The sequence below is a fragment of the Rhizobium sp. R711 genome (assembly GCF_002211365.1).
GTDB lineage: Bacteria > Pseudomonadota > Alphaproteobacteria > Rhizobiales > Rhizobiaceae > Rhizobium.
Window position 1 is genome coordinate 1 of sequence record NZ_LOKZ01000038.1, and the last position, 16171, is coordinate 16171.

14 protein-coding genes, 1 tRNA gene and 1 pseudogene are annotated in these 16171 nt (G+C 59.7%); 8 read left to right on the top strand and 8 right to left on the bottom strand.

Annotation, left to right across the window (positions count from 1 at the left end; translation table 11 throughout):
- Window positions 1-170: 170 nt before the first annotated feature.
- The 4 genes from ATY80_RS26130 to xylF form a co-directional block, all read right to left on the bottom strand.
- Window positions 171-247, bottom strand: a tRNA-Arg gene (locus ATY80_RS26130).
- A 130-nt stretch (window positions 248-377) separates the two neighbouring features.
- Window positions 378-1172, bottom strand: coding sequence for an ATP-binding cassette domain-containing protein (locus ATY80_RS26135; protein WP_088695206.1), 795 nt, complete (start codon window positions 1170-1172; stop codon window positions 378-380).
- 14 nt (window positions 1173-1186) lie between these two features.
- The gene (locus ATY80_RS26140) at window positions 1187-2500 is read right to left on the bottom strand and encodes a sugar ABC transporter permease (RefSeq protein WP_088695207.1); all 1314 of its coding nucleotides are present in this window, start codon (window positions 2498-2500) and stop codon (window positions 1187-1189) included.
- A gap of 263 nt (window positions 2501-2763) precedes the next feature.
- A complete protein-coding gene (xylF, locus tag ATY80_RS26145; RefSeq protein ID WP_088695208.1) occupies window positions 2764-3804 on the bottom strand; it encodes a D-xylose ABC transporter substrate-binding protein in 1041 nt (346 codons plus the stop codon).
- 229 nt (window positions 3805-4033) lie between these two features.
- On the opposite strand from xylF, the gene ATY80_RS26150 reads away from it, so the two are divergent.
- Together ATY80_RS26150 and ATY80_RS29860 are read left to right on the top strand one after the other, a co-directional pair.
- A complete protein-coding gene (locus ATY80_RS26150) occupies window positions 4034-5257 on the top strand; it encodes an ROK family transcriptional regulator (protein WP_088695209.1) in 1224 nt (407 codons plus the stop codon).
- 50 nt (window positions 5258-5307) lie between these two features.
- Window positions 5308-5421: pseudogene (locus tag ATY80_RS29860) on the top strand (short-chain dehydrogenase/reductase); the annotation flags it as partial.
- 144 nt (window positions 5422-5565) lie between these two features.
- Here the strand turns inward: ATY80_RS29860 and iolG are convergent.
- Entirely contained in the window at window positions 5566-6558 is a 993-nt protein-coding gene (iolG, locus tag ATY80_RS26155; RefSeq protein ID WP_088695403.1) for an inositol 2-dehydrogenase, read from the bottom strand.
- A gap of 150 nt (window positions 6559-6708) precedes the next feature.
- On the opposite strand from iolG, the gene ATY80_RS26160 reads away from it, so the two are divergent.
- Window positions 6709-6963, top strand: a complete 255-nt coding sequence (locus ATY80_RS26160; RefSeq protein WP_088695210.1) for a hypothetical protein — start codon at window positions 6709-6711, stop codon at window positions 6961-6963.
- On the opposite strand, the gene ATY80_RS26165 is transcribed toward ATY80_RS26160, so the two are convergent.
- On the bottom strand, window positions 6964-7434 hold the full coding sequence (locus ATY80_RS26165; RefSeq protein ID WP_088695211.1) for a hypothetical protein: 471 nt from the start codon (window positions 7432-7434) through the stop codon (window positions 6964-6966).
- 56 nt (window positions 7435-7490) lie between these two features.
- Window positions 7491-8498 (bottom strand): LysR family transcriptional regulator, encoded by a 1008-nt coding sequence (locus ATY80_RS26170; RefSeq protein ID WP_088695212.1) that lies wholly within the window; start codon window positions 8496-8498, stop codon window positions 7491-7493.
- A gap of 273 nt (window positions 8499-8771) precedes the next feature.
- On the opposite strand from ATY80_RS26170, the gene chvE reads away from it, so the two are divergent.
- The 5 genes from chvE (at window position 8772) to ATY80_RS26195 (ending at window position 15290) form a co-directional block, all read left to right on the top strand.
- Entirely contained in the window at window positions 8772-9836 is a 1065-nt protein-coding gene (gene chvE / locus ATY80_RS26175) for a multiple monosaccharide ABC transporter substrate-binding protein (RefSeq protein ID WP_088695213.1), read from the top strand.
- 99 nt (window positions 9837-9935) lie between these two features.
- Window positions 9936-11474 (top strand): multiple monosaccharide ABC transporter ATP-binding protein, encoded by a 1539-nt coding sequence (gene mmsA / locus ATY80_RS26180; protein ID WP_088695404.1) that lies wholly within the window; start codon window positions 9936-9938, stop codon window positions 11472-11474.
- Window positions 11471-12679, top strand: a complete 1209-nt coding sequence (gene mmsB, locus ATY80_RS26185) for a multiple monosaccharide ABC transporter permease (RefSeq protein WP_088695214.1) — start codon at window positions 11471-11473, stop codon at window positions 12677-12679. Before mmsA ends, mmsB begins: the two co-directional genes overlap by 4 nt.
- Before the next feature lie 111 nt (window positions 12680-12790).
- Window positions 12791-13786: an AraD1 family protein gene (gene araD1, locus ATY80_RS26190; RefSeq protein ID WP_189637279.1), complete on the top strand. Its 996-nt coding sequence runs from the start codon at window positions 12791-12793 to the stop codon at window positions 13784-13786.
- A 70-nt stretch (window positions 13787-13856) separates the two neighbouring features.
- Complete coding sequence (locus tag ATY80_RS26195) at window positions 13857-15290, top strand: aldehyde dehydrogenase family protein (protein ID WP_088695216.1); 1434 nt, start codon at window positions 13857-13859, stop codon at window positions 15288-15290.
- A 54-nt stretch (window positions 15291-15344) separates the two neighbouring features.
- Here ATY80_RS26195 and ATY80_RS26200 read toward each other — a convergent pair whose 3' ends face one another.
- Complete coding sequence (locus ATY80_RS26200; protein WP_088695217.1) at window positions 15345-16169, bottom strand: transglutaminase family protein; 825 nt, start codon at window positions 16167-16169, stop codon at window positions 15345-15347.
- Window positions 16170-16171 lie beyond the last annotated feature (2 nt).

Genomic DNA, 16171 nt, shown 5'->3' on the forward strand with positions numbered 1-16171 from the left:
GGAAGTCGACGACGGTATTTGGCTCGTCAGCTTCATGCACTATGATCTCGGATATATCGACCTGGAGCAGAGGACCTTGCAAACCATCGACAACCCGTTCGGCACGAGCTTGTCACCCATGTCTTAGGTACGATCTGTTACCTATGTCTCAGGGCTGGACAGAAAAATTATGGCGCACCCGACAGGATTCGAACCTGTGACCTTTGGAATCGGAATCCAACACTCTATCCAGCTGAGCTACGGGTGCATGCCTAGGCGGGTTGAATCGCCTTGTCCGATGCGTGGTTCTTAGCCTAGCTTCTCGCTGGCTTCAATCTACAAAATGAAAAGTCCGCCGTTCTTGCGAGAGGCGGACTTTTATGTCTCACATCTGCGGCTTAGACTTGCATGGCGCCGGGGCCGGGGATGGCTTTGGGCGGCACCTTGCCGAGGATGATCATACCGAGCACTTCGTCCTTGGTAACGTCCTCGGTGCGGGCGTGGCCGACAACCTGGCCGTTTTTCATCACCGAAACGCGATCGGCGAGGTCGAAGACGTCATGGATGTCGTGGCTGATGAGGAAGATGCCGATGCCTTCCTTCTTCAGCTGCTTGATCAGCTCGCCGACCTGCGCCGTTTCTTGCGGGCCAAGGGCGGCCGTCGGCTCGTCCATGATGAGGATGCGGGCGTTGAAGAGGATCGCGCGGGCGATTGCCACCGACTGCCGCTGGCCGCCGGATAGCGCTTTTACCGGCTCCTTGAAACGGCGGAAGTTGGGGTTGAGGCGCCCCATCACTTCACGCGCCGAGGCCTCCATGGCGACGTCGTCCAGCGTACCCCAGGGGGTGCGCAGCTCGCGGCCGAGATAGAGGTTGGCGGCGGCGTCGACGTTATCGGCGACGGCGAGCGTCTGGTAGATCGTCTCGATGCCGTACTTCTTCGCATCGCGCGGATTGCGGATGTCGGCCGGCTCGCCGTTGATCAGGATCTCGCCGCTGTCGCGCTTGTAGGCGCCGGAGAGGATCTTGATGAGCGTCGACTTGCCGGCGCCGTTGTGGCCGAGAAGAGCGACGACTTCGCCGGGGTAGAGATCGACCGAAGCATTGTCCACGGCGTGGATACCGCCGAAGGAGATCGAGATGTTCTTCAGTTCGACGAGAGGAGCGTTCTGGGGAGTGGGTTGATCAGTCATATCTGGGACTCCTCTTACTTGGCACGCGAACGATAGACAGTGTCGAGCCAGACGGCGACGACGAGCACCGCACCAACGACAACGCTCTGCAGCGGCGTGTCGACATGGGCAAGCACCATGCCCGACTGGAGCGATTGCATGACAAGCGCGCCGAGCATGGCGCCGGCGATCGTGCCGGTACCGCCGGCGAGCGACGTGCCGCCGATGACGGCTGCCGCGATGGTGTAAAGCTCGTCGAGGGTGCCTTGAGCGTTGGTGGCTGCGTTGAGGCGTGCCGTCGAGATGGCGGCAGCGACAGCGGCGAGCATGCCCATCAGCGCAAAGATGCGGACGGTGACCCAGCGGGTCTTGATACCGGCAAGTTCTGCCGCCTCAGGGTTTCCGCCGATCGCGAAGACGTAGCGGCCGAAGCGCAGGCGAGTGGCGATGAAAGTCATGATGATGCCGACCACAATGGCGATCAGGACCGGCACGGCGATGCCATAGGGGATATCCAGGCCGGTTTCGGGCCAAGGAATATTGTTTGTCTCTGCGTATTTCTTGGCGATGTTGATCGGCCAGTAGTAGCTGTTGGCGATCCAAACAGCGCCGAGGATCAAGACGCAGGACAGTGCCGACAGGAAGTACTCGGCCCAGACGGGACGCCGTGGGAAGCCGAAGCGTTTGCGCTGGCGGCGCGAGTTCAGGATGCTGCCGATGACGAAAAGGCAGGCGAGCACACCGACGATCCAGCTCCAAGTGGCTCCGATCGAGCCTTCGGCACCGCCGCCCATGATGCGGAAGGTCTGGTCCATCGGGGCAACGGTCTGGCCGCTGGTGACGAGCCAGGTGGCGCCACGCCAGACGAGCAGACCACCGAGCGTCACAATGAAGGAGGGAACGTTCAGGAAGGCAATGATGAGGCCCTGGAAGGTGCCGATCAGGGCGCCGGCGATGAGGCCGACGATCAACGTGATGATCCAGGTGAACGGGCTGTCGAAGCCGATAAATTCGGGCAGGATTTTCGCCTGCGTCACGCCCATGATCATGGCGCAGAGGCCAAGCACGGAGCCGACGGAGAGGTCGATATTGCGGGTCACGATAATGAGAACCATGCCGGTCGTCATGATCGCAATATCGGTCGTCTGGACCGAAAGGTTCCAAAGATTTCTCGGCGTCAGAAACAGGCCGCCGGTGATGATGTGAAAACCGATCCAGATGATGAGCAGCGCGCCGATCATACCGAGAAGGCGCGTGTCGATTTCGGTCGCGCGGAAGAAGCGGCTGACGAGGTTGCTCTCAGCCATGCTCGGTCCGCCTGAAGTTGTGGATTTTACCATTTCGGCCATGGGTTTGCCGTTCCCCCACTGTTTGGACGTTTGATCCGCTTCGCATCACATCGATGCCGCTGCGTCGCCCCGTTCTTGTACTGACCATCGCCGTGCTTCCGAATTTCGGTCGCTCTGTCCCGCGACATGAAACCGGCAGGGAATCAAGGCCGCGATGGTTGGGTGAGGCGGATAGACCATCGAGCGACGGCTTAAATCCGCATCCGGCGCCGCAACGGTTTCAGCCGTTGCGGCGCCGGCAATCTATGCCTTGCGGACGTCGATTAGTCGCAAGCCTTGACGCTGCCGGCCTTGACGCCCTGGCAAGCTTCAGCCTTGGAGATCCAGCCGGCGTCGATGACGACGTTCAGGTTGTCCTTGGTGATCGGAAGCGGCTTCAGGAAGACCGATTGCATGGCGACCTTCTTGGCGCCACCGTCGAAGGTCTGGACGCCTTCGATTTCGGTCATTTTCTTGCCAGCGGCTAGGTCGAGAGCAACTTCGGCGGCGCGCTTGCCGAGTTCGCGCGAGTCCTTCCAGACGGAAACCGTCTGCGTGCCGAGGGCTACGCGGTTCAGAGCTGCCTTGTCTGCGTCCTGACCGGAAACCGGAACGGAGCCAGCGAGGCCCTGGGCGTCGAGGGCTGCGATGGCGCCACCGGCAGTGCCGTCGTTCGAAGCAACAACGGCGTCAACCTTGTTGTTGTTCGCGGTCAGGAACTGCTCCATGTTGCGCTGTGCATTCTCCGGCAGCCAGCCGTCGGTATAGGCTTCGCCGACGCTCTTGATCTTGCCGGCATCAACCGCAGCCTTCAGTACTTCCATCTGGCCCGAGAACAGGAAGTCCGCGTTCGGGTCGGACGAGGAGCCCTTGATGAAGACGTAGTTGCCTTCCGGCTTGACCTTGAACACGCCTTCAGCCTGGAGACGACCGACTTCCTTGTTGTCGAAGGTGATGTAGAAAGCGGCCGGATTTTCGATCAGGCGGTCGTAGCCGACGACCGGGATGCCTTCAGCGGCAGCCTTTTCGATGGCCGGGCCGATCGCATCGGAGTCCTGGGCGAGGATGATGAGTGCATTCGCGCCCTGCGAAATCAGCGATTCAACGTCAGTCAGCTGCTTTGCGGCAGACGACTGGGCGTCAGCGGAAATGTACTTGGCGCCCTTGGCTTCCAGTGCCTTCTTGATGGCCGCTTCGTCCGTCTTCCAACGCTCTTCCTGGAAGTTCGACCAGGAAACGCCAACGACGAGATCGGCAGCCATGGCTGCAGTGTGCACCGACACGAGGATGGCCGCCCCGGCCATCAGCTTCAAAATAGACTTCATAAATATCCTCCCGAATGAGTTGCGGCCAGCCCCAGCCAGTGGTTCCTCCGGCCGCCGCGGTTCGCTGGCGAGAAGTACGAATTATTTTCTCGACAGTCGAGAAATTTAGTGTCAGAGATTTTTTCAACTGTCAACACTGCACTACCGACGGAATTTTCGTTAGGGAGAAGCCTGCCGGAGATACAGTGTGAACGAGGGGTGGAATGCGAGGGGGAGAGGGCCGGCATATATGCTGACCAAGTCGAGCACGGAATTGGTCCGGCAGCGAAATAGCGTCCTCGTGCTCGCCGCGCTTCGAAGACACGGCGCGCTCGCGCATACGGAAATTGCCGACTTTACGAAGCTCTCCTCAGCGACGATTTCAGCGATCACCGCCGACCTCGAAAAAGCGCAGATCATCGAGAAATCCGAGCACCAGGCAGCGAGCGGAAGAGGGCGTCCGCGTGTGCTGTTTCGGCAACGGCGCGACTGCGGCTACCTTGTCGTCGTGATCATTTCGTCGGACGGCGTGCAATATTCGCTGGTCGATTACGCCGGCAAACTGATTGACCGGTTCAGCGAGGAAAGATCCCACGATCCCGCTGGCGCCGAGCGGTTTATTGCCTCCGTGAAGGAGGGGCTTGCACGCATTCTTTCGCGCTCGAAGCTTCCCCAGGAAAAGGTGCTGCTGATATCCATCAGCAGCAAAGGTCTCGTGCATGCCACTGAGCCAGTGCTGGTGTGGTCGCCGATCTTCGGCAGCAACCAGATCGACTTCGAATCAGCCTTACGACCGGACTGGCAAGCCAGGATCCTTCTAGGCAATGAGACGCAGCTTGTCGCGGCAGCACTCGGCGCACATGAGGAAAATATGAGGCCGGCCGATTTCCGGTCGCTTGCCGCGTTGTCGCTCGGACATAGCATCGGGCTTGGCATTGTCCGGCGGACAGGACAGGGCGAGCGCGAGATCTCCGCCCCGAATTTCGGACATATGCTGCATATGGCGAATGGTGGGCTTTGTCGCTGCGGCAGCAAGGGGTGCATCGAGGCCTATGCGGGCTTCTACGCCATTCTGCGCATGGCCTTCGAGGTGCCGCTCGATACGATCCCAGCTAAGTTCGTTCCGGTCGCCGAGCTCGACAAGATCGCTACGCAAGCGCGCCAAGGACATCGCATGTCTGCCTTTGCGTTCAGGCAGGCCGGTATCGCACTCGGGAACGGACTCTCGCGTCTCCTCAGCCTGACGGAGCGCATGCCGATCGCAATTACGGGTCCCGGGACGCGCTACTATGATCTGTTGCGCCAGGGGATCGAGGAAGGGCTTGGCCAGGCGCATGTCGTGCGGATGGAGGGGATGCCGGAGATCCGCGTTGTGCCTGACGAGCCGATCCTCGTCTTCGGGGGGCATCTGGACAGGGCATTGTCATTGATCGATCAGGAACTGGTCCTATCCGGCATTCAGGGATCGGACTAGACCGTCGACCCAGGAACTCTGACACGGCGCCGTTTCATTTATCCTGGGGCAAGAGACGCTGTACTGACGGAAAAGCAGTAGGTCAGGTCCGCTTCCTCCGCCGATTCCTGCCTGAGTCCCTCGTCGACAAGAGCCTGCGGAAATTCAACAGACTTCCCGATTGAGCCTCAATCGCCGCACTCCACGCGCTTTCAGTCGGTGAACCCGGAGCCTGGCCGTGCGTTCCGCCGCGGCATGCCGATGAAACGAGAAATGGCCGGGCAGGGGCCCGGCCATTTCACAGGTGGCTTTCGGTCGGGAGAGGGCCGTCAGCCAATCTTGATGAGCTTGCCTTCCTTGACGGATTGTACGGCGGCATCGGCCAGTGCCAGAGCCGCCAGGCCATCGGCGCCGGAAGGCGCAATCTTCGTGCCCTTCTCGATTGCGGCGATGAAGCTCGCGATCTCGTTGGCGTAGGCTTCGGTGTAGCGGGTCATGAAGAAGTCGTGCAACGGCGGGCGGGTGTAACCATCGCCATTGGCGACCTCGATCGAGACCGGACGCTGATTCTCCGCCGCGACCATGCCCTTTGAACCATGCACTTCGATGCGCTGGTCGTAGCCGTAGGTGGCGCGACGGGAGTTGGAGATGATTGCCTGCTTGCCGGACTTCGTCTGCAGGATTACCGAAACGCTGTCGTAGTCGCCGGCTTCGCCGATTGCCTTGTCGACGAGGACAGCGGCAGTCGCGCTGACGGCGACCGGTTCTTCGCCAAGCAGGAAGCGGGCCATGTCGAAGTCATGGATCGTCATATCGCGGAAGATGCCGCCAGAACGCTTGATGTAGTCGACCGGCGGAGCACCCGGATCGCGCGAGGTGATCGTCACCATTTCGACGTCGCCGATTCGGCCGTCGTCGATCGTCTTGCGAACGGCCATGAAATGCGGGTCGAAACGGCGGTTGAAACCAACCATCAGCTTGGCCTTGGTCTCGTCGACGACCTTGATGCAGGCTTTGACGCGGGCAACGTCGAGATCGATCGGCTTTTCGCAGAAGATCGCCTTGCCGGCGCGCGCGAAGCGCTCGATCAGATCAGCGTGGGTGTCGGTCGGCGTGCAGATGACGACGGCGTCGATGTCCTTGGCGGCTTCGATCGCTTCGATCGTGCGGACCTCGCAGCCGTAGGCCGACGCGATCGCTTCGGCGGCCTGCGGAAAGGCGTCGGCAACGGCGACAAGCTTGGCATTTGCATCGCCGCTGACCGCCTTCGCATGAACCTTGCCGATGCGGCCGGCGCCGAGAAGACCAAATCTGACTGTCATGAGAACCTCCCTTGGATTCGGAACAAATGAACCGAATTGCATCTAATATGGAATTTTCATTCCATTTTATGTCCGCCGCGTCAAGCCGGGCTCTTTCACATTTTCAAAATCCACCTTAAAGACGTGTGACAATCTAGCTATGGGAACGAGATGCAACTGATTGATCCACAACATCCGGCCTATCGCCCGCTCTGGGCCCGCATTCTGATTGTGGCCGTTTGTTTCGGCTGGGCGCTGGTCGAAATCATCACCGGCGATCCGTTCTGGGCAGTGTTGTCGGGCGGCGCCGGTGTCTACGCGGCCTATATGCTGTTCTGGACCTACAAGCTGCAATCGGCGGAGACCGCCACGCCGCCATCGTCCGATGACGAGGACGAAAAGGAAGACACGAAGGACGCGGACTAGTTAGCGGGCGAGGCGACGCAGCGCCTGGTCGATCAACAGGTTGGCTGTGGTCATCCGCGTCGTGGCATGCTCACGGAACGGCGGATCAACGCGGTCAGGGTGGTTCTTCTTGGCAAAGGCGCGGCGCTTCAGGCTGAGACTTTGCACCGTATCGAGCGCTGAAATATCTAGCTCGGCGGCGATGTCCTCTGTCGTGATACGTGCGAGATAATCCGGCATCACCGGCTCGGGCTCCGGTTCGGGAGGCGGCAAGGGCTCGGCTGCAGTCTCCGGCGGGGCGAACTCCATTGTCTCGAAGTATGCCTGGTCGGGCCGTGCTGACGATGCGGAGACTCCTTCCATGACGTTGAAAGCAAGTCCGGTGTTGAGACCACTGGCACGGGCCGAAGCGGGTACATCCTGTTCGACAGTCTCGTCCTCCGCTTTCAAGCGGTTGAGCACCGACTGGAATACCGATTGGCCGAACAGCATGATTGCCACCTCCTTTGGCGGCGGCATTAGATGCGAGCAAAATGGTGCAAGGCTTGTCAGCTAGCGGCGGCCTTCTTGCTTTCGTCCAGAACCAGGTCGTAGAGCAGCCGCGCGCTCGGGGGGAGTGCTCGCTCCTTCACAGTGATCAGGCTATAAGGTCTGACATTAATCTCGAAATCGATTGGCAACACCCGCACATCGGACGCTTTCGACTTGTGCGTTGCCAGGAACTGCGCAACGTCAAGCGCGATCGGAGCGATTGCATCCGTCTGGCAAACCGTCGCGCATGTGAGCAGTAGCGACGAGGTGTTGACTATATTTTCCGGCAGCGGCACGCCTCGAGAGAGAAACAGGTCCTCGATCGTCCGGCGCAGCAGCGTCCCCGCTGGCTGGAAGACCCAATCATATTGCGGGAGGTCATCGAGAGAGACGATCTCCTTCTTCAGCAGCGGATGGCCGCCCCGCACGATCAGGCAAGCCTTTTCCACGCCGATCTCCTGGACCTGGAACAAACGCGGATTGAGATCGTCGGGAATGCGGCTGATGATGAAGTCGTGCCGAGCGGCAAGTAATTCGCGTGCGAGCACGTTGCTCGTCTCTACCTGTATGGTCACCTCTATGCCGGGCAGGGCGGTTCTAACCCGCTTGATCGCCGGCACCACAAGGCTCATGGCCGGCGCGGTAACCGCGCCGATGAAGACGGCGCCGCCCTTTCCCGTCTTCAGTTCGGCAATCTCGCGGCCGGCCTCGCGCAGTTCCAGCATGATCTTGCGCGCCCGCCTAGCAAGCGCCTGTCCGAAGGTCGTCAGTACAACGCCGCGGGCCACGCGTTCATAGAGCGGCATCTTAACGATCGACTCCATTTCCGACAGGATTCGCGAAGCCGCCGGCTGCGAAATGTTCAGCGCCTCGGCAGCTGCTGATATTTGCCCGCTATCTTCGATTGCGACGATCATTCGCAGGTGATTCAGTTTAAGCCCCGATCTCAAAAGGGCGTCGTCACCGAAGATATCCGTTTGAATATCCACATGGGCATCGGTCTGCGGGTCTGAAATGAACGCCATGGTTGCGGCCTCCCAACCGCGCTCCATCAAAAGTAATACTTTTTAACGATATACCAAAATTGTTATGCACTTTGCCAGTTATTCTATTTGACAGTTATAGGAATCCATACCAGTTTGCCGCCGTGTGCTGGTTGGCACTCAACACGTGTGAGAGCGTGGAGGAGACCTACTTCGTTTCTCACCATCTGAAGTATTATCCAAGACGGAACCTGCCACAGTTTCGGAGCGGGCGATTTTTCGTCCGTGCGTTTATTAACTAAGGGAGAGAGAGATATGAAATCCATTATCTCGTTGATGGCAGCGGCGGCCTTTGGCGTCGCTTCGTTCGTAATGCCGGCTATGGCAGCCGACAAGGGGACTGTCGGCATTGCAATGCCCACGAAGTCGTCCGCTCGCTGGATCGATGACGGTAACAACATCGTCAAGCAGCTCCAGGAAGCTGGCTACGCTACCGACCTGCAGTACGCTGACGACGACATTCCGAACCAGCTGTCTCAGATCGAGAACATGGTCACGAAGGGCGTCAAGGTTCTCGTCATCGCCGCAATTGACGGCACGACGCTTTCCGACGTTCTCCAGAAGGCTCACGACGCAGGCATCAAGGTCATCGCTTATGACCGTCTGATCCGTGACTCGGGCAACGTCGACTACTACGCGACGTTCGACAACTTCAAGGTCGGCGTTCTGCAGGCAACTTCCATCGTTGACGCCCTCGGCCTCAAGGATGGCAAGGGCCCGTTCAACATCGAGCTTTTCGGTGGCTCGCCTGACGACAACAACGCCTTCTTCTTCTATGACGGCGCAATGTCTGTCCTGCAGCCTTACATCGACAGCGGCAAGCTCGTCGTGAAGTCCGGCCAGACCGGCATGGACAAGGTCGGTACGCTGCGTTGGGACCCGGCAACGGCCCAGGCTCGTATGGACAACCTGCTCTCGGCTAACTATACCGACGCGAAGGTCAATGCAGTTCTGTCGCCTTACGACGGTCTGTCCATCGGCATCATCTCGTCGCTGAAGGGCGTCGGCTACGGCACCCCGGACCAGCCGCTCCCGGTCGTTTCCGGCCAGGACGCTGAAGTTCCGTCGGTCAAGTCGATCATCGCTGGCGAGCAGCACTCCACGATCTTCAAGGACACCCGCGACCTCGCAAAGGTTACCGTCGGCATGGTCAACGCTCTGATGGAAGGCAAGGAGCCGGAAGTCAACGACACCAAGACCTACGACAACGGCGTCAAGGTCGTTCCGTCCTACCTGCTGACCCCGGTCGCAGTTGACAAGACCAACTACGAGAAGGTCCTCGTCGAAGGCGGTTACTACAAGGCTGACCAGCTGAAGTAATAATTGTACCACGTTGGCCGGAACCCGCTGCTTGCGGGTTCCGGTCTTCAATTTTATGATCGCCGCGTCCCTTGTGGCTGCTGGCGCTGGATTATGACCATGGACAATACAATCCTCGAAATGCGGAACATCACCAAGACGTTCCCAGGCGTAAAGGCGCTTGAGAATGTGAACCTCAAGGTTCGCCAGGGTGAGATCCACGCATTGGTGGGTGAAAACGGGGCCGGAAAGTCGACCCTGATGAAAGTTCTCTCCGGCGTGTACCCGGCCGGAACCTACGACGGTGACATTGTCTACGAAGGCGACGTCCGTCATTTCAAGGCGCTCAAGGATTCCGAGGAAATCGGCATCGTCATCATCCATCAGGAACTGGCCCTGGTGCCGCTCCTGTCGATCGCCGAAAACATCTTCCTCGGCAACGAAGTTGCGCAGAACGGCATCATCAAGTGGCAGGAAGCCTTCAAGCGCACGAAAGAGCTGCTGAGCAAGGTTGGCCTCAAGGAGTCGCCGGAAACGCTTGTCACCGATATCGGCGTCGGCAAGCAGCAGCTTGTCGAAATCGCCAAGGCGCTATCGAAGAGCGTGAAGCTGCTGATCCTCGACGAACCCACGGCTTCCCTCAATGAAAAGGATTCCGACGCGCTGCTGGAGCTCCTGATAGAGTTCCGCAACCAGGGCCTGACCTCGATCATCATCACGCACAAGCTCAACGAAGTGCGCAAGGTCGCCGACCAGATCACGGTTCTGCGCGACGGCATGACGGTCAAATCGATGGACTGTCGGACTGAAGAGATCAGCGAAGACATCATCATCAAGAACATGGTGGGCCGCGAACTCGCCGATCGTTATCCGCCGCGCTCCGTGCCGATCGGCGAGACGATCCTCGAGGTGAAGAACTGGAACGCCTATCACCAGCATCACCGCGACCGCCAGGTCCTGCATGACATCAACGTCACCGTCCGCAAGGGCGAAGTGGTCGGCATCGCCGGCCTGATGGGCGCCGGTCGCACCGAATTTGCGATGAGCCTGTTCGGCAAGTCCTACGGACACAAGATTCATGGCGACGTGTCCATGCACGGCAAGCCGGTCGACGTCAGTACTGTTCGCAAGGCAATCGATGCCGGTCTCGCCTATGTGACCGAGGACCGCAAGCATCTCGGCCTCGTACTTGGCGAGAACATCGTGCATAACACGACGCTCGCCAACTTGGCAGGCGTGTCGAGCGCCACGGTCATCGACACGATCAAGGAATCGAAGGTCGCGTCGGACTATCGCTCGAAGCTGCGCATCCGCAGCTCCAGCATCTTCCAGGAAGCGGTCAATCTTTCGGGCGGCAACCAGCAAAAGGTCGTGCTGTCGAAGTGGCTGTTCTCCGATCCCGACGTTTTGATCCTCGACGAACCCACTCGCGGTATCGATGTCGGTGCAAAATACGAAATCTATACTATCATCAACCAGCTCGCCGCCGACGGCAAAGGTGTTCTGATGATCTCATCGGAAATGCCGGAACTGCTTGGCACGTGCGACCGCATCTACGTCATGAATGAAGGACGTATCGTTGCGGAACTGCCAAAGGGAGAGGCGAGCCAAGAAACCATCATGCGCGCTATCATGCGCTCAGGGGAGAAGAAACAATGACTCCGGTCAACCCTTCAGCCACCGAGGAAAGCAACGTCGTTTCCGTTGCGGACTACATCCGCAGCAACATTCGTGAATACGGCATGCTCATTGCGCTCGTCGCGATCATGGTGTTCTTCCAGTTCTATACGGGCGGTATCCTGTTCAAGCCCGTCAACCTGACGAACCTCGTTCTGCAGAACTCGTTCATCGTCATCATGGCGCTCGGCATGCTGCTCGTCATCGTGGCGGGGCATATCGACCTGTCGGTGGGCTCGATCGTCGCCTTCGTCGGCGCGGTCGCGGCTATTTTGACCGTCAATATGCAGATGAATTTCGTAGTGGCGGGTATTCTCTGCCTAGTCCTCGGCGGTGCAATCGGTGCTGCGCAGGGCTATTGGATCGCCTATCATCGCATTCCGGCCTTCATCGTCACGCTCGCTGGCATGCTCGTCTTCCGCGGTTTGACGCTCTTTGTGCTCGGCGGCAAGAACATCGGGCCGTTCCCGAAGGACTTCCAGATCATTTCGACGGGTTTCCTGCCGGGTGATATGATCGATATTGCCGGCATCCCGCTGCATTCTACCTCGTTGGTCCTGACCATCATCATCCCGGCCGTGCTGTTCTTCCTTGCCTGGCGTCGCCGCAAGGTGAACGAGAGCCACGGCATTGACGTCGAGCCGTTTGGTTTCTTCGTTGCGCAGAACGTTATCATCGCGCTGGCGGTCCTGTTCCTTGGCTTTCAGCTGTCGACGTACAGGGGCCTGCCGAACGTTCTCGTTGTGATGCTTGTGCTGATCGCGGCCTACACCTTCGTGACGCGTCGCACGACGATTGGCCGCCGCATCTACGCCATGGGCGGCAACGAAAAAGCCACCAAGCTTTCCGGTATCAACACCGAGCGGCTGAGCTTCTACACCTTCGTCAACATGGGTGTCCTGGCTGGTCTTGCCGGCATGATCGTCGCGGCTCGCCTGAACTCGGCGACCCCGAAGGCGGGCGTCGGCTTCGAGCTTGACGTTATCGCAGCCTGCTTCATCGGTGGTGCTTCGGCGTCCGGCGGCGTTGGCAAAATCACCGGCGCTGTCATTGGCGCGTTCATCATGGGCGTCATGAACAACGGTATGTCGATCGTCGGCCTCGGCATCGACTTCCAGCAGATGGTCAAGGGACTGGTGCTTCTCGCTGCCGTCTTCTTCGACGTCTACAACAAGAACAAGGGCTAAGCGCTCCAGCGCTGGCCACGCATTCGCAGTCATGTGAACTTACCAATCCGGCTCTTCGGAGAGCCGGATTGGCGGAGCATTTTCCGCGCTATCGAAAAAAGGATGAAGACCGTGCTCATTTCGCAGATCAAGGGTTCGAACGGAGAGATCATTGTCGCCGTGCGCGAGCCGGGCGGTACCGCGAAAGCCGTCAAGAATGCCGGCAGCGTCTACGCGCTGGCCATGGAAGCCGCAAATAGCGGCAAGTCGCTGCTACAGGTGATTGAAGCGCATGGCCTCGGCGATGCGGTCGACCTCGAAAAGGCTTATGCCGAAGGCAAGTTTCTGCCGCCGATGACGCATCCTGACGCCGCACACCTGCACCTGACGGGCACCGGTCTTACGCATCTGGGTTCGGCTGCAACGCGCGACTCCATGCACAAGAAGACCTCCGAGGCGGCTGAAGACACGCTCACCGACTCGATGAAGATGTTCAAGATGGGCCTGGAGAACGGCAAACCGAAAGCGGGCGAGAAGGGCGTTCAGCCCGAGTGGTTCTACAAGGGCAACGGCTACGGTTCGGCGGCTCCCGGCGCACCGCTCGTTTCTCCGTCCTTCGCGCTGGATGGCGGCGAAGAGCCCGAAATGGCTGGCATTTATGTCATTGCGCAAGACGGCACGCCGTTTCGCATCGGCTTTGCGCTGTCCAACGAGTTCTCCGATCACGTCACTGAGCGGATTAACTACCTCTACCTCGCGCATTCGAAGCTGCGCCCGGCAAGCTTCGGTCCCGAAATCCGTATCGGTGCTGCGCCCGAGGATATCCGCGGCACATCGCGCATCAAGCGTGGCGATAAGGTGATCTTCGAAAAGCCCTTCCTCTCAGGCGAAGCGAACATGTCGCACACCTTCGCCAATCTCGAATATCACCACTTCAAGTACGGCCTGTTCCGTGTGCCCGGCGACGTTCACGTTCATATGTTCGGCACCGCGACACTCTCCTTCGCAGAAGGCATCAAGACGGAAGAGGGCGATGTCTTCGAAATCGAAGTCGCCGAGTTCGGCCTGCCGTTGCGCAACCCTCTGAAGATTGCCGCCGAAGAAGAGATCGCCGTCAAGCAGCTCTGATTTCGCAAGGCCCGGCTGCTTCGGCGGCCGGACCGTCTCTACAGAACGGTGAAGGAGGCCTAGTCAGCCCATGACCATTTATAAGAACCTCATTGCTGGCGAATGGGTCGGCTCGGACGCCACGAAGAACATCAATCCGTCGGATACCAATGAGGTCGTTGGCCTCTATGCGGACGGTACGACCGAAGACACGAAGAATGCGATTGCCGCCGCCAAGGCAGCCTTCCCTGCCTGGTCGCGCTCTGGCATCTGGGAACGTCATGTCATCCTCAAGAAGGCCGGCGATGAGATTATGGCGCGCAAGGACGAGCTCGGCGCGCTGCTCGCCCGCGAAGAGGGCAAAACGCTTCCCGAGGCGATCGGCGAGACCATTCGTGCGTCGCAGATCTTCGAATTCTTCGCCGGCGAGGCGCTGCGCCTTGCAGGCGAGGTCATCCCATCTGTTCGCCCCAACATCGGTGTCGAGATCACCCGTGACCCGCTCGGTGTTATTGGTATCATCACGCCCTGGAACTTCCCGATCGCGATTCCCGCGTGGAAGATCGCGCCGGCGCTCTGCTACGGCAACACCGTCGTCTTCAAGCCGGCCGAACTCGTTCCGGGCTGCTCCTGGGCAATCGTCGACATCCTGCACCGCGCCGGCCTGCCGAAGGGCGTGCTGAACCTCGTCATGGGCAAGGGTTCGGTTGTCGGCCAGGCGATGCTCGACAGTCCGGATGTTACAGGCATCACGTTTACCGGCTCCACGGGCACCGGCCGCCGCGTCGCGGCCGCCTCGATCGAGCATAACCGCAAGTTCCAGCTCGAAATGGGCGGCAAGAACCCGATGGTCGTCCTCGACGATGCTGACCTCACGGTCGCTGTTGAAGCAGCAGCCAATTCCGGCTTCTTCTCCACCGGCCAGCGCTGCACGGCGTCTTCGCGTTTGATCGTCACTGAAGGCATCCACGACAAGTTCGTGGCGGCGCTGACGGAAAAGCTTCAGACGCTGGTCGTCGACAACGCGATGAAGCCGGGCACGCACATCGGCCCCGTGGTCGATGAAAGGCAGTTGAAGACGGATACCGATTACATCGAGATCGGCCGGAAAGAGGGCGCCAAGCTCGCCTTCGGCGGCGAACTCATCACCCGTGAGACGCCCGGCTTCTATCTGCAGCCGACGCTGTTTACGGAAGCCACGAACCAGATGCGTATCAGCAGGGAGGAAATCTTCGGTCCTGTTGTCTCGGTCATCCGCGTCAAGGACTACGAGGAAGCACTGGCGACCGCCAACGACACGCCGTTCGGCCTGTCAGCCGGGATTGCTACGACAAGCCTCAAGCACGCGACGCATTTCAAGCGCAACTCCGAGGCGGGCATGGTCATGGTCAACCTGCCGACCGCAGGTGTAGACTTCCACGTGCCGTTCGGCGGTCGCAAAGGCTCGTCCTACGGCCCGCGCGAGCAGGGCAAGTACGCGGCCGAGTTCTATACGAGCGTCAAAACGGCCTATACGCTGGCCTAACGATGGCCCAAAACGATCCGAGCCGCTGTGCGGCGGCTCGGACAGGCGAGTCCGTCAGCTCTGGCTTTGGCTCTGCATCTGCTCCTGATCTTCGACCTTAACGACGACCGAGAGCTTTTCTCCCGGCGTGCCGATGCGCATGCCTGAAACGGGGGCCGCATCGCGGTAGCAGAGCCCGGAGGCGACGCGCACGTAGCGTGCATCAGGGCAGATGTTGTTTGCCGGATCGAAGCCGACCCAGCCGAGCCCCGGCACATGCGCTTCGCCCCAAGCGTGCGTTGCCGCCTGCTCCACCTTCTCTTCCATCATCAGGTAACCGGAGACGTAGCGGGCTGGTACGGCGAGGCTGCGTGCCGCGGCGACGAAGACATGGGCATGATCCTGGCAGACGCCGCTCTTTTTCTCCAGCGCTTGCTCCGCTGTCGTTTCGGTGTCGCTGGTTCCAGGCCGGTAGGCCACTGCCTCGTGAATCCCCGACATCAGCGCATGCATGCGAGCCAGTTCGTTGTCACCGCTGACACCTTTGATCAGTTCCTTGACGAGCTTGCCGGACTTCGTCCTCGGCGTCTCGCGCAGGAACAGCCAGAGCGGGCAGAACCCGCTGTGAGCGCCGAGGACGCCATTTCGATCTTCGGTCTCGACTTCGCCTTCTGCGACGATGCGGGTCGTCCGCTGCTCGCCTTCCAGCGAAACGAGGTTGATGTGATTGCCGAACTGGTCGTCATATTCGACCTCGGGTTTCGCGCCCTCGACATGCAGCGACCAATTGAGGATCCTCTGCCCGGTTACGGTCGGCGGCGTCAGCCGCAATCGCTGTAGCGAGAAGACGGACGGCTCCTCGTAGTGATATTCGGTGACGTGGCTGATCTTAAGCTTCATGT